Here is a 13890-nt window from a genome sequence, read left to right as displayed (position 1 = left end):
CACCGTTTACACAAAATCTAGGACACCCCCTGACTATTGGAGTGACCAAAAATTAATACAGGAGCATTTACATGAAAGTGATCTCGCCGCGTATACATGGTTATCTTGATTTTTTGACCGTCTTTATTTTTTTACTTGCCCCTACACTTTTAGGATTAGGTCAGCTATCAGCCATACTTGCCTATAGTCTTGCTGTAGTACATTTGCTTGTCACTCTGGCTTCTGATTTTCCTTTTGGGGTAGTAAAGCTAATTCCATTTACCGTTCATGGCTGGATCGAGCGGATGGTCGGCCCCTTGTTAATAGCCATACCTTTTCTCCTTAATTTTTCAACCGAAGAAGTCGCAAGAAATTTTTACATTGCGATGGGTATTACTATTATCTTAGTTGGCATACTTACTGATTATCAAGCTGAAGCAAGCGATGGGAAAATCAAATAAAAATTGGCAGCAGTAACAGCATTTGATAATTAAGCTAATTGAAAATTAATGTATGGCTATGAAATTATCTTGCTTGTTATTTCTAGTATTAATCATGCAGCTAATTGATTAATTTCAATAATTTATTTTTGTGGAAGAAATTGTCGATCAACATCTTATAAATTGGCTTGTCTTGCTGCGTTTTGACCTCTACCGAGATAGAGGTCAAATATAAGCTTTAATTTTTCCGGCAATCAATATTTTGTGTCTGTGAAGGCGAAATATTTTTTATTTTTCGCGCAAACAGAACCCAACCTCGATGTGATTCCAATTGTGACTGCCTGGGATGCTATTCACAATCGAGCGATCGACTACATCCAGTCGAATGACATACCCGCAGGGCTTCATCTGGATGGGGCTAAGCGTATCAAGAGACCAGCCTTGTCCACCTGGAGCCGGAGCGGGTGACGTATTCGCTAAAAATGGGTTAGGGTGAGGCTGATTCGAAGGTGTAGTGGACGTGTTAGGTTCAGTTGAAAGGCTCCATGATCCGAAATAAAGATCGTTTGCAACAAAATTACCAGTAATAGTCGAGTCTTGACTGAAATCCTTGCAATCGCCGCCTGCCGCGATATGAATATCGATGCTTGGAGGGTTAGCTGGTGGCAAGGCTGGTGCAGTATTATCGAGTTGCACACGGTACCATGGGCTGCTGCCGATAATGTTTAGATCATTGGGCGCAGTGGCGATGTCGAGCTGCATCTCCCAGAGATCATCCCTATCTGCCGCCGCCAAGGAGGAGGAGGACCACACGGCGATGGTTCTTGTCACGTAGTCAATTGGATTTAGATACTTGAAGAAACCGCCCACTGCAGTTTGTGTGTCGAATGTTGGCGGGTGATTCCAACGCTCCACCTGGAAGCCATCATCCAAAACCTTGACAATGGAGTGATCACTGGATTTTCGTACTCTTACTCGATAGAAAAAGCCAGGGTAAAATTGTGCATCCATGTAGAGAGCACCGCCAAAGGGGCACTCGCGATCATGAGCATCGGCTGGCACACCAGGGTAGTGTGCGAATGCGGCGCCGACGCCAGATAAAGTTAGACCGCTGACAGTCGTATTGATAAATTCCACGGGTATGCCACCGATATTCCGGATTTCTGGCTGCTTTGGAGAACCAGGCTCGGATGGATTGATCTGAACGTGCGTGTCCATACGATTCCCGTAGTAGTTTAGGGCGTCTGGATCGGTCGTAGATGGGGGGATATTCCAGGAGAGAACCGCTCGAATCCTGGCAATCTTGGGTTTTTTACAACTTTGGCGAAATTTGGTCAGATCGACAGGAAGAATGGCCGAATAACACAATCCCATTTTAGGAACTGATGGGATATCATGCACATTGACTTGTACAGTTCCCATGTAGGTCCACTCACATGTGTTATCAAAATCAGCCCAGAAAGCTACATATTCCTGGCTGCCAGCATGGCATAGATCGCCAGAGTAACCCAGTGGCTGTTTAATTCGGAAAGTAGCGACTAATCTCTCAGGTGCGCCCTCGTCGAGTCCAAGGCACTCGATCTCTTCATAGTTTACATCCGAGCTAGTCTTCAGCAGCGCTCCAATAGCACTGGCAAAATCCAAACCGGCTGATGTCCATTCCGTAGTCTTCGCGGAGACAAGTTCCTGGCTAAACACTCCGGTAGAAACGATTGAGTGAATCTCTTTTACGCCGAACCGGTGTGCAGGAACGCTCAAAGCCATGTTGGAGGTTGTTCTCTGACTGTAAAGTTTAGCTAATTGGGTAACACCGAAAGGTGCAGGATCCGGTTGCGGAATTGGTTGATACTTAACTTGTTCGAAAAGCGGAGGAATCTTGATTTTCTGAGGGAGAGAGGCACTAATCAGATCGAAAAGGCAGAACAGGTTCCACGGCCTGGGTTTAATCTGAATCTGGCAATCAAGAGAATTACCCCATACCGGAGTCCAGCTGACATTGGCGGCACCGGCTGGCGGTTGCCATTGCCAGGAAAGTATTGCATGCACCTTGGGCAATAGAGGAGAGTTGCAGCAATTAGTTTTGGGTTCCAAGCGGAGATTAGCAACATAGATAAGCGGCTTCTCGGGTTGCTCTGAACAGTCTGTCCCAGTGGGAATATCGTGAACCGTAACAGCTGTAACACCAGCATCCTCCCAACCGGAACCATAATCGACAAAGAATCGAACGAATTCAGTGCTACCTTTGCTGCACAGATCCCCTCCATAACCGAAAGGACGCTTAATTGCGATAGTGGCTTCCAGAAAGTTGGTTTCCGGGTTAAAACCGACGCAAGTAAGTTGCTCATAGGATATATCGGATATTTTCTTGTTTTCTGCTTTGAAATTGCTCTGCGGTAAATTTCCAAAATAATTAAGATTATTTGCGAGCATTGCTTTGAAGTTTTTTCGCAAATTTAATTCATTTGCATCATTTGATTGAGATTTTTCCTGATTAGCCATGATTGTTCTCCATTAAATTGGGAAACTATGATAATGACAATGCAAGCACTTGATTATATAAGTAAAATACATAATTCTGCCAAATATGTACTGTAGTTCCGTTGAACGGGAATACAACTTTTATAAGCCATACTTAATTAGAGATTATTCTTCGTTAGAGAAAATTAGAATAAGCAAAAACCTTAATTTTCTCTAAGATAATACTTAAAAAAGAAAAAACAGAAATTTATTAGATCAGATATATAAGGCTAAGATTTGAAGTATTACTTGAAATAATTTGTGCAGAATGAAGTGATTTCTCTGAACTGAATAACATGAGAGAAAATAAAATTCATGCGAAATGATGTTATCAAGCTTAGACAGCTCGTTGATGTGGCTGTACTTGATAGATTTGTAATAAAGCTTGCCATTGATCGACTGTATGAGGTCGTTGAGAAAGGATTTTTACCGTTGGATGCTTCATTGCATGAGCGCTCTCACAAACTGAATGCGAGAAAGCAGGAGTTATTGATTCAGGTTGCGGAATACCGACGCCAGCAGCAATTCTCCGAAATCAAGCAGAATCAGCTTGAAGCTTTCACCAAAGCACTACGAACTAAGCTACCGGACAGAAAAAGCGGACTCGGTAAGAAATATTTCAAACTGCTGGTGAGTGAAATCCGTATCAAAGACAATTAAGCGGAGATAACTGGCAGTTATTCTGCGCTTGCTCACGCTGTGGAAGAAACAAGAAAGCACTCGCTTCAAAGAGTGCCCAGTTTTGTACCGAATTGGCTCCCCGACCAGGGCTCGAACCTGGGACCTGCGGATTAACAGTCCGTCGCTCTACCGACTGAGCTATCAGGGAATTGATGAGATGCGCATGTTAACGTTTTGAAGCCTTCCGGTCAACCATCAGATTGCGTCTTGTATTGGAAATTTGCTTTGTTTTAGTAGATTCGGCTTGTCATCGATTGAAAACCACAAGTAGCATGCATTCTCGTTATTCGCGGACTCAATCGCTTCTGGTTTCGCTTGCGATTTTCTGTGATCAGATTGCGGGAATGTTTCTTCTCACTTTGGGATGTAATCCATAGTTTGAAATACTTACCCAATACCTCACTGTTTGCAGATTGCATTATGGGCAGTTTTTTGCAAAATCTGCATTGAGGTTGTATGTATTCATGGGGACAAGCAATCAATCAGCGCTTGCCGCTCGCATACAATAAATAAAGAAATGGGTATATACTGGAATCTAGTGTTCTGGTCAGCTGGAGAAAGTTAATACTTCTTCAATAAAGCTGTTATCCAGTCACTGAGATTATTGAAAAGTATTCATGTTATCAATGTATTTTTTAAAGGAGCAATTATCATGCGTATTATATCTACAATGATTGTAACTGGAGCATTAGCATGTTTCATGAGTACCCCTGTATTGGCATCTGACGCAGGACATACCTCTGAGGCGATGGAACACGCCGGAAAAGCGCAAGCGCATGGTGAAATGGGACATGCGAAAGAGTCCCTGAGTCATGCAAAAGAAAGCTTGGCGCACGCAAAAGCGGCGAGAGATGATCATGCGGCATCGCATAAACATATGGATGAAGCGATCCAACATTTAGAAGAAGCGATCAAACACGCTGATATGGGACATGGTGCGGAATCGGCTAAGCACAGCGAAGAAGCGATGAAACATATGCGCCAATCCGGCCATTGATGGTTTAAAACCGGTTTCCCCTCGAGATTGCTCGGGGGGAGATCAATTCTTAATCTTTAGCACCCAATTCCAACGCCAGTTTCCTGGATAATTTTGCAGCATCCTCAGTAACTTCGATGTCCAACCACCCTTGTAAATGCGTGCTGGCGATATCGGCCAGAGCTTGAATCCAATCGCTACGTTCATTGAGGCACGGAATATAGTGAAATTCCTTGCCGCCCGCTTGTATGAATGTGTGTTTCGCTTCGATAGCGATTTCTTCCAAAGTTTCCAGGCAATCGGAGACAAATCCAGGGCAGATCACATCGACGCGTCGCGTATGTTCCTTGCCTAATTGTTCCAGCGTGACAGCAGTGTAGGGCGTTAGCCACTGGGCCCGGCCAAAGCGCGATTGAAAGCACACGGCATATTGGTTGGCATTCAATTCCAATGCTTCAGCCAGCAATCGCCCGGTTTTCTGGCATACGCAATGATAGGGATCGCCTTTATCCAGGCTTGCGCGTGGAGTGCCGTGAAAACTGATCATCAGCTTGTCAGGCCGGCCGTGTGTATCCCAGTAGTCGCGGACATTTTGCGCCAGCGCTGCGATATAGCCGGGATCATCATGGTACTGTTTGACGGTACGAATCGCAGGCTGATTACGCATTTTGTTAAGCACTGCAAATACATTGTCCATCGCCGCTGCGGTACTGCTGGCGGCATATTGCGGAAACAACGGAATGACCAGAATGCGCTCGCAACCTTGTTGCTGCATACGGGTCAGCACATCGGCAACGGAAGGTTTGCCGATATTCATCGCATATTCGACGATGGGCGGGTTTTTAAACCTTGCTGCCAGCACTTCGCGTAAACATTCCGTTTGCCGTTCGGTATGTACTTTCAGCGGAGAGCCTTCGGGTAGCCAGACTTTTGCGTATTTTTCCGCCGATGCTTTCGGTCTGAAAGGCAGGATAAAGCCATGCAAAATGGGCCACCAGATCAAGCGGGGCACTTCAATGACGCGCGGATTGCTGAGAAATTCTTTGAGATAGGGACGTAGCGCCTGCGCAGTCGGCGCATCCGGTGTTCCCAGGTTAATCAATAAAACACCGGTGCGATTCGGTGAGCCGTGCTGGTAAATGGATTGAGAAGTCATGATTATCAGTTTATTGTTTTTGGGGGGAAATAAATTAGTGCTGCGACAAGCTGCTGGAAAGCAGTTTTGCGGTAATATCGACAATCGGTATAACGCGCTCATAAGCCATGCGCCGCGGGCCGATGACGCCGACTGTGCCGACAATTTCGCCTTCTATTTCATACGGCGCCGTCACGACACTGAATTCTTCCAGCGATGACACATCGGACTCGCCGCCGATGAAGATTTTGACCCCATGCGCTTGCCGACTAAGTTCCAGTAATTGCAATAACTTGGTTTTGCGCTCAAATAATTCGAACAGTTTTTTTAAGCTGATCAAATTGTCCGAAAGATCATCGATCTGCAACAAGTTGCGTTCGCCCGCCAGAACCACGGCTTCGCTGCTTTCATTGATGGCGTCACCACCGGCTTCGATGGCGGCACTCATCAAGCTGATCATTTCGCCACGCAATTGCTTTAATTCGGTATTCACACGCCCGCGAATTTCATCCAGCGTGCAACCGGCATAATGCTGATTGATAAAATTACCGGCTTCGATCAGATCCGACTGGCTGTATGGGGTATTGGTAAAGATAATGCGGTTTTGCACATCGCCTTCCGGCGTGACGATAATCAACAGAATGCGTTTCTCGGATAGCGCCATGAACTCGATGTAACGGAATACCGCGCCTTTTCGTTTGGGGGTGACCACGACACCGGCAAAGCGGGTCAGATCGGATAATAACTGCGATGCGACATTGATCAAGCGCGAAGGATTATCCGGATGCAGATGGTTTTCCAGATGATTCAATTCCACTTTGTCGAGCGTTTTGACGACCAGCAAAGTGTCGACAAAGAGGCGGTAGCCTTTCGGTGTCGGGACTCTTCCCGCTGAAGTATGCGGGCTGGCAACCAATCCCATTTCTTCAAGATCGGCCATGACATTACGGATGGTTGCGGGGCTTAAGTCTAATCCTGAAAACTTCGATAGCGCCCGGGAACCAACGGGCTGACCTTCATGGATATACCGTTCTACCAATGTTTTTAATAAGATTTGGGCACGTTCGTTTAACATGGCATCATTCTACACGAGTCGGCTGGTTTTATAATTTGCTTATAAGCGGTGATTTTGCCTTATCTTATCTATGCTAAACTTTCCCGTTTCCCGGTTTGCCAATATGGGCCGCAGTTTCAGCATAGGTTGAGGATTTATTCCGGGCAGTTCAACTGTTGTGGGTATATAGGTACGAGATAAAATTTTGCAAGCCTGACCGCATTGTTTATTCACTAACTGGTTTTATTATTATGGTAATTCAGGTGCTTACAGCCAATGGAAACCTCACGGCCAATATCAATCAAAGCAAGCGATTGTTTTAAGTTATGAATTCCCAATTCACTACCATTGCACTGATCGGTAAACATAAGAATCCTGAAATCGCGGTGCCGTTGTTGAATCTGGCCGAGTATCTGACAGCCAAGCATTATAAAGTCTTACTCGATCATCTCACAGCCTCGCAGATTGGCAGTGACCGGTATCCGGCATTATCCCTGGAAGAAATCGGCGCGCAGGCTGATTTGGCTGTGGTCATGGGCGGCGATGGCACGATGCTCAATATCGCACGCATGCTGGTGTCGTACGATGTTCCATTGATCGGCATTAACCAGGGACGGCTTGGTTTTCTCACCGACTTATCGGTGGAAACCATGTTTGAAACGCTGGATGAAATGCTGGCGGGAAAATATACCACCGAACGCCGCATGTTGTTGTATGCCGAAATCATCCGGGATGGCGCCAGTGTTTTCGGCAGTCTGGCATTCAACGATGTCGTGCTGTATCGCGGTATGAGCAGCGGCATGATCGAATTTGAGGTGAAGGTCAATAACGAATATGTGAATACCTTGCGCTCGGATGGATTGATCGTCACCACACCGACCGGCTCTACCGCCTACGCGTTATCATCCGGCGGTCCGATCCTGCATCCCGGTCTGGATCTGATTGCACTGGTGCCGGTTTGCCCGCATACACTCAGTAACCGTCCCGTCGTGATCGGCCCGGATTCCAGCGTGGAGATCCAGATGCACAGCAGCGCCAATGTGCGCATCAATTGCGATAGTCATTCCTGTTTCGATCTGGAACAGACGGATAACATCATCGTGCGGCGTTTTCCCAAAACGGTGCGTTTGCTGCATTCAGTCAACCACAGTTATTACCGCATGCTGAGAGAAAAATTGGGATGGAGTGAATTTCCCTGATGCATGCCCATTAAGCCATCATGTTAAAGCACCTGAGCATCAAAGATTTTGTCATTGTGGATCGGATCGAATTGGATTTCATGCCGGGATTCACGGTGCTGACCGGAGAAACGGGCGCGGGTAAATCCATTTTGATCGATGCCGTGACGCTTGCCTTGGGAGAACGCGGCGATGCCAATCAGATCCGGCTTGGTTGCGAACGCGCGGAAATCAATGTGACATTCGATATCGGCTACTTACCGGAGTTACGGCAGTGGCTGGATGAAAACGATTTGCAGGGCGACACGGATAGTTGTCTGATGCGCCGCATTATTGAAACCAGCGGCCGTTCGCGCAGTTATATCAACGGGCATGCGGTGACTTCGCAGCAATTGCGCGCAGCAGGCGAGTTTCTGGTCGCCATCCACAGTCAGCATGCGCATCAATCGCTGCTGCAAAAAGACGCGCAACGTGAATTGCTCGATGCCTTTGCCGGTTGCGCTGATCTGGCGCGTACCGTTGGGTTGGCTTATCAGCGCTGGCAAGACTGCAACCGGCAAAGAATTGCCCTGGAGCAACGCGCAGCGGAATCGCAGGAAAAACGCGAGCAGCTGGAATGGCAGTTACAGGAATTAACCGCGTTAAATTTTACCCTGCCGGAATGGCAAACACTGCAAGCCGATCATGGCCGGTTGTCGCATGTAGCGGCCTTACTGGCGGCCGCGAACACAGCAATGGACGTGTTATCCGAAAGCGAACAAGCGGCGTTGGCGCAGATCAATAGCGTAAACAATCAGCTGCAAAATTTGCTCGAGTACGACAACGAACTTAAAACCATTACCGATTTGCTGGATGCGGCGCACATTCAGTTGCAGGAGAGTGTTTATGAATTGAAGCACTACCGTCAGCGCTTGGATCTGGATCCGCAAGCGTTACAGGAAATCGAACAGCGCTTGTCAGCCATCCACACAGCGGCAAGAAAATTCCGCGTACTGCCGGAAGAATTGCCTTCATTGCTTGAGACGATCATGCAGCAATTGAACCTGTTGGGTTCGGATGCGAATATCGATCATTTGCAAGCGCTTGAAGCCGCTGCGCACGCCGATTATCTGCAACAAGCGCAAGCCTTGCGCGTTGCGCGGCAAAAAGCCAGTGAAGCATTATCCCGGCAGGTGAGTGTCGCTATGCAAACGATTGCGATGGCGGGCGGCGAGTTTTCGGTTGCGTTAATTCCCGTGGAACAGGGCACTGCGCACGGTTTGGAGCAGATCGAGTTTCAGGTGGCAGCGCACAAAGGGTTACCGCTGCGGCCTCTGGCCAAAGTGGCCTCGGGCGGTGAGTTGTCGCGTATCAGTTTGGCGATACAAGTCATCACCAGTAAGGTCGGAACGGTACCAACACTGATTTTTGACGAAGTCGATGTCGGCATAGGCGGGAAAGTGGCCGAGATTGTCGGTCATTTACTGAAGAAACTGGGAAGGGAGCGGCAAGTGCTGTGTATCACCCATTTGCCGCAGGTGGCCGCGACCGGGGATTACCAATGGCAAGTGGAGAAATCCGCCGGACAATCAGATCATCAGCCGGTTATCAGTACGATCACGATTCTGGATCAGCAACAGCGCGTGGAAGAAATCGCCCGTATGCTAGGCGGTGTGAACATCACTGAGACAACGCGCCAGCATGCAGCGGAGATGCTGCAACAGCACACTCAGCCACTGTGAAATCAGCGGATAAAGTGATCGATTCCCAGTAATTCCACAATGAGCCGGCGGTACTGCTCGGATTTGCGTATTTGCAGCATTTCCAGTGGATTGAGGTTATCCGTTAAGATCACGCCCAGTCCGGGATCAATAGCGATGCGGCGCTTGACCAGCCAGTCGCTTTGTGCGGCTGACATGGCTTTACTGTTGAGTTCAAGTTCGCGGTTTGCGGCCAGAAAAATAAAATCGTTAAATTCTGTATCCGGTTCGGAAATAAATACTTGCTGATGCGTAAAAACCTGCGCTAGGGTTTTTGCGACGGAAGCCAGTGCTTTATTCTTACCGTCTTCAAAAAATGCTACAAAATTCAGTGCGAGCAATCCGTGCCCGGAGAGCAGGGAACGCAATTGTGTCATCGTTTCAACAGTCAGCAAGTGGACCGGTTCCGAACCGCCGGTGAAGACATCTAGGATGATCAAATCGTAGGTATTGGTTAATTTGCGGATTTCATAGCGCGCATCGCCGATAATGGTTTGACCTGTCGGCGTGAAACCGAAATATCGACTGGCTGCTTCGGCAACAGCCGGGTCGATTTCCAGCGTGTCCGTCACGATGCCGTGATTTTTCAATGTCATCGCCATATGCCCGGCACCCTGGCCGATCAGCAACGCTCGCTTCATGTGAGGTGTCAGCGCGGGTAAAATATCGACAATTCTTTGGTAAGTCAGCACATTTTCACCATGGCTGATCGTCGCTGCGCCGATGGTCGACGCATCCACGGTCAGCAGGCGAAAATTCTCTTCGGGTTTGTCGATGACGCGAACCCAGCCATACAGACTTTCGCGTTCAAACTGAATGCGGTTGGAATGATCGCTCGCGATGCGGTGTGCGGAATCAGCGACGCGCGGCAATAATATAATTCCGATGACCATCAATGCAGCGATAGGGGGCAGTGCAATCATCAACCTGATGCGTCTCCGCTCGAAATAAGCAACACCAGCGGCCAGTATCAATAAGGCGATACCCAGACCAATAAAGATTTCACGCGAACCGACCTGGGGAAATAAATAAAAACCGAGAAACAAAGTGCCAATGACGCTGCCGACGGTGCTGACGGCATAGATAGAACCGGTACCGGCGCCGATACCATCCAAACTGGCGGTAGCCAATTTAACGGCAAATGGCCCGATCATGCCGAGCATAATCAAACTGGGCGAGAACAATACCAGTGTGCTGATAAAAACACCCATGCGCAGCCCCATGGCATCGGTGGCGAGCAATACCGGCGCGGTTAACCACGGGATCAGGAGTGTGAGTATTCCCGATAGTGCAATGATCAATGCCAACCCCGTCTTTTTTGCCCGATCCGCCCAGCGGCCGCCGACATAGTAACCCAGCGCCAGTGCGATCAATGTAACCGAAATGACCGAGGTCCAAACATAGAGACTGGCGCCATAAAATGGTGCGATCAATCGGGTTCCTAGCAGCTCTATTACCATCACTGCGGCGCCGGTCAGAAAAACGGTGCAGTAGAGCCAGGCTTGATTGAGTATCTGAGAGGGAGTGGAGTGATTCATTGTGTCACCTGTTAATCGAGGGTTCGCATGGGTAAACGGAGAGAAGCGCCGCGACAATCTTTGCGGCGACGGCATTCTAGAGATAAGTCCTGACTGATGGAATGCGGCAAAATGCCGCACCCTGGCAAGGCAGCCGCACCAAGGGTTTTGTGCAGTGCGACAATTTGTCACATTGTAATTCGTTGGATGGGGAAATAAGATCGTACTCAGAAAATGATTCTTTTCTCTAACCGATGTTTCTGGAATTTAAATGCCATTGATCAACTTAGAAAAGAATTTTTTTTCAGTTAAACGATCACGTTTGCAAAATAATTTCTTCGATACAAAAGAACGAATATTTGCAGAAAAAAGATAATCAAATTTAATGGAAATTTTTGCATGTTAACGATGAAGCCACTCAATTTATTTACCCAATGCGCACTGACCGTTGCCGTTTTGGCAAGCACAATTCAAGCCGCATCCGCTCATACCCGCTTGGAAACGGCGACAGTCAATGAAAATACCCGGATAACCAACAACGTGATCATTGGTCACGGCTGTGGAGAAAAGAACGTCATTGGCACTAGCGTGGTGTTCCCCGATGGTGTCGATTCTACGATTACAGTTGACGGTGCCGCGCACGCAGGTGCATTGACCGATTTCGTGAAAAACTGGGGCAACCTGATGCAGCAAAATTATAGCCGGGCTATTTTCAGTTTCCAGGATGAAAAAACCGATTCAAGAAGTAATGTTGTTGGTTTCTGGGCCGGTGGCGGAAATTCCTTGCCGCACCATTTGAATGGTTATATTCCATTCAGATCCGGCGCTGTTGTCATTGAACCGGCTTCCTGTGCCAAGAGCGTCAAATTTTATATTTCTATCGCAGACATTTGCGAGATTACGGATACTGCCGGTTTCAATGCTGATACCGTCAATCTCTGGACCCATAATGCATTGGGAACAGCGTATGACCGTACAAGCACGACGGATGACGGTCCTGCATCGCTGACTGTTATCCGTACCAGTGCTTTACCAGCGTCTTGCGGTACCGGGGTAGCGGTTGAAGTGAAGCCTTCGGCAGCACAGATAAACCGTGACATGCCGATCAAATTGGACGGCAGCCAGATTTGGCCAAAGTAGCATAGTTCTTTACGACAACCTCACTCTTCCCTCCGCTTTTATTTAGAGTGAGGTTTTTTAACAGTCAAATGAAAGGATAGGATACTTAAAATGTTTAAAATGACGGAAAAATTTAAATATCGTACATTGATGTTGATGGCGGCACTTGGTTTAAGCGCAACATGGCAGTCCGCACTGGCGCATACTCGTTTGAAAACACCGATAGTTCAGGAAAATGCCGCAAACCACGGGAGCGATTATAATGCGGTTGTAGTTGCGCACGGTTGCCATAATCCGGTTACTGGAAATTCTGATGCCAATACGATCGGAACTGTTGTAGTATTTCCCGATGGCAAGGATTCGATCATAACGGTTGATGGGCAGCCGCATGGTGGCGCATTGACAGATTTTGTGACCAATTGGGGCAATCCGGTAACTAAGATTCAGGATAAAAGTATTTTCCCGGAAGAGGATTACATTAAAGATTCGTTGGGCAATAAGCTTGGTTTCTGGACTGGCGGCGGTAAAGGTTTGAAAGGCGGTTTTAGAGCTGTTGTTCCATTCACAACCGCAGGTGTTGTGATTGAACCGGCTTCCTGTGCCAAGAGTGTAACGTTCGTGTTGGGAATTGTTGATATCTGTGAAATTACCGATGCTTCCAAGTTTAATGATGAAACCGTTCAAATGTGGACGCCTGCGGTAGGTTCAATATACGATGGCCCGGGTTTGCATGGTTTCAATTCGCCCGCAACTTTGAAAGTTAATCGCAGTATCGCAGCTTTGCCTGCATCATGTGGCGCGGGAGTCGATGTCGTGGTTAAACCATCGGCTAATCAGTTAAATCGCGATTTGCGCATTAATTTTGACGGTAAGCAAATATGGCCTCAGTAACTTGGGTTATATTGGGCTGCTGAAAGCAGCAACGGACACATTGGCGTGTTTAAAACCAGTGTGTCCATTTGTCTTTTGTGGAAGTGCTGCCGGTTTTTTTATAATAACTATTCTATGAATAGATCATCCAGCGAGGAGTTACGATCATGCCACATTTATTATTTCAAAGAGCAGTAGCGACGGTTCTTACCGTGATTACGCTTGGTTATGCCGGTGTAAGCGGAGCGCATGAAGCTGGCGCCACCATGGATCCGGATGGCACAACCGCATCTTTTACGGGATATGCGCTCGTGACCTGTATTGATGATGTAGGTGTGACAGATCGTCTGGTTGCGAGTATCAAAGATACTTCGCCGCCACAAGATAAGCTCCTGGTTAGTTTGCAAATTATCAAAGGGTATCTCGCCGATAGCACGACCGACCCCGTTTCCGGAGATGGAAACTTCAGCCCCGAAGCCAAGGTACAGGGTGGAGGCGGTGTATATCAAATACTCGTAAATAAAACGATTGCAGGTGCAAGATCTTTTCTGGTTTCGTATCATTGCATGACTGCGGACAATGTACATACAGCGACGGAAATTACCGTGAGACAATTTGAGTGATTTTGAGTAATGATTTTCAGGAATTGATTGTTGCAACAATGTCTTAAACTAGATAAGTGAAA

12 protein-coding genes and 1 tRNA gene are annotated in these 13890 nt (G+C 47.5%); 8 read left to right on the top strand and 5 right to left on the bottom strand.

Features of this window, described 5'->3' with window-relative positions:
• Positions 1-71 precede the first annotated feature (71 nt).
• Entirely contained in the window at positions 72-440 is a 369-nt protein-coding gene (locus R2103_RS08990; protein ID WP_317531111.1) for a hypothetical protein, read from the top strand.
• Between the two features lie 267 nt (positions 441-707).
• On the opposite strand, the gene R2103_RS08985 is transcribed toward R2103_RS08990, so the two are convergent.
• A complete protein-coding gene (locus tag R2103_RS08985; RefSeq protein WP_317531110.1) occupies positions 708-2918 on the bottom strand; it encodes a hypothetical protein in 2211 nt (736 codons plus the stop codon).
• A gap of 333 nt (positions 2919-3251) precedes the next feature.
• Between R2103_RS08985 and R2103_RS08980 the strand changes: the two genes are divergently transcribed.
• On the top strand, positions 3252-3596 hold the full coding sequence (locus tag R2103_RS08980; RefSeq protein ID WP_317531109.1) for a hypothetical protein: 345 nt from the start codon (positions 3252-3254) through the stop codon (positions 3594-3596).
• A gap of 93 nt (positions 3597-3689) precedes the next feature.
• Here R2103_RS08980 and R2103_RS08975 read toward each other — a convergent pair.
• Positions 3690-3765: transfer RNA gene (locus tag R2103_RS08975), tRNA-Asn, on the bottom strand.
• Positions 3766-4269: 504 nt separating this feature from the next.
• Between R2103_RS08975 and smbP the strand changes: the two genes are divergently transcribed.
• Complete coding sequence (gene smbP / locus R2103_RS08970) at positions 4270-4614, top strand: small metal-binding protein SmbP (RefSeq protein WP_090320841.1); 345 nt, start codon at positions 4270-4272, stop codon at positions 4612-4614.
• A 49-nt stretch (positions 4615-4663) separates the two neighbouring features.
• Here smbP and hemH read toward each other — a convergent pair whose 3' ends face one another.
• Together hemH and hrcA are read right to left on the bottom strand one after the other, a co-directional pair.
• A complete protein-coding gene (gene hemH / locus R2103_RS08965) occupies positions 4664-5749 on the bottom strand; it encodes a ferrochelatase (protein ID WP_317531108.1) in 1086 nt (361 codons plus the stop codon).
• Between the two features lie 34 nt (positions 5750-5783).
• Positions 5784-6803: a heat-inducible transcriptional repressor HrcA gene (gene hrcA, locus R2103_RS08960; RefSeq protein ID WP_090320847.1), complete on the bottom strand. Its 1020-nt coding sequence runs from the start codon at positions 6801-6803 to the stop codon at positions 5784-5786.
• 305 nt (positions 6804-7108) lie between these two features.
• Between hrcA and R2103_RS08955 the strand changes: the two genes are divergently transcribed.
• Positions 7109-7981, top strand: coding sequence for an NAD kinase (locus R2103_RS08955; protein WP_317531107.1), 873 nt, complete (start codon positions 7109-7111; stop codon positions 7979-7981).
• Between the two features lie 20 nt (positions 7982-8001).
• Positions 8002-9681, top strand: coding sequence for a DNA repair protein RecN (gene recN, locus R2103_RS08950; protein WP_317531106.1), 1680 nt, complete (start codon positions 8002-8004; stop codon positions 9679-9681).
• 2 nt (positions 9682-9683) lie between these two features.
• On the opposite strand, the gene R2103_RS08945 is transcribed toward recN, so the two are convergent.
• Positions 9684-11237 (bottom strand): fused MFS/spermidine synthase, encoded by a 1554-nt coding sequence (locus tag R2103_RS08945; protein WP_317531105.1) that lies wholly within the window; start codon positions 11235-11237, stop codon positions 9684-9686.
• A 387-nt stretch (positions 11238-11624) separates the two neighbouring features.
• On the opposite strand from R2103_RS08945, the gene R2103_RS08940 reads away from it, so the two are divergent.
• The 3 genes from R2103_RS08940 to R2103_RS08930 all read left to right on the top strand — a co-directional run bounded on the left by R2103_RS08940 (position 11625) and on the right by R2103_RS08930 (position 13828).
• Complete coding sequence (locus R2103_RS08940) at positions 11625-12356, top strand: hypothetical protein (protein WP_317531104.1); 732 nt, start codon at positions 11625-11627, stop codon at positions 12354-12356.
• A gap of 90 nt (positions 12357-12446) precedes the next feature.
• Positions 12447-13226: a hypothetical protein gene (locus R2103_RS08935; RefSeq protein WP_317531103.1), complete on the top strand. Its 780-nt coding sequence runs from the start codon at positions 12447-12449 to the stop codon at positions 13224-13226.
• Between the two features lie 146 nt (positions 13227-13372).
• Positions 13373-13828: a hypothetical protein gene (locus tag R2103_RS08930; protein WP_317531102.1), complete on the top strand. Its 456-nt coding sequence runs from the start codon at positions 13373-13375 to the stop codon at positions 13826-13828.
• Positions 13829-13890 lie beyond the last annotated feature (62 nt).

Source organism: Nitrosomonas sp. Is24 (genome assembly GCF_033063335.1).
Taxonomy (GTDB): Bacteria; Pseudomonadota; Gammaproteobacteria; order Burkholderiales; family Nitrosomonadaceae; genus Nitrosomonas.
This window is presented reverse-complemented; position numbering and strand designations above follow the sequence as displayed.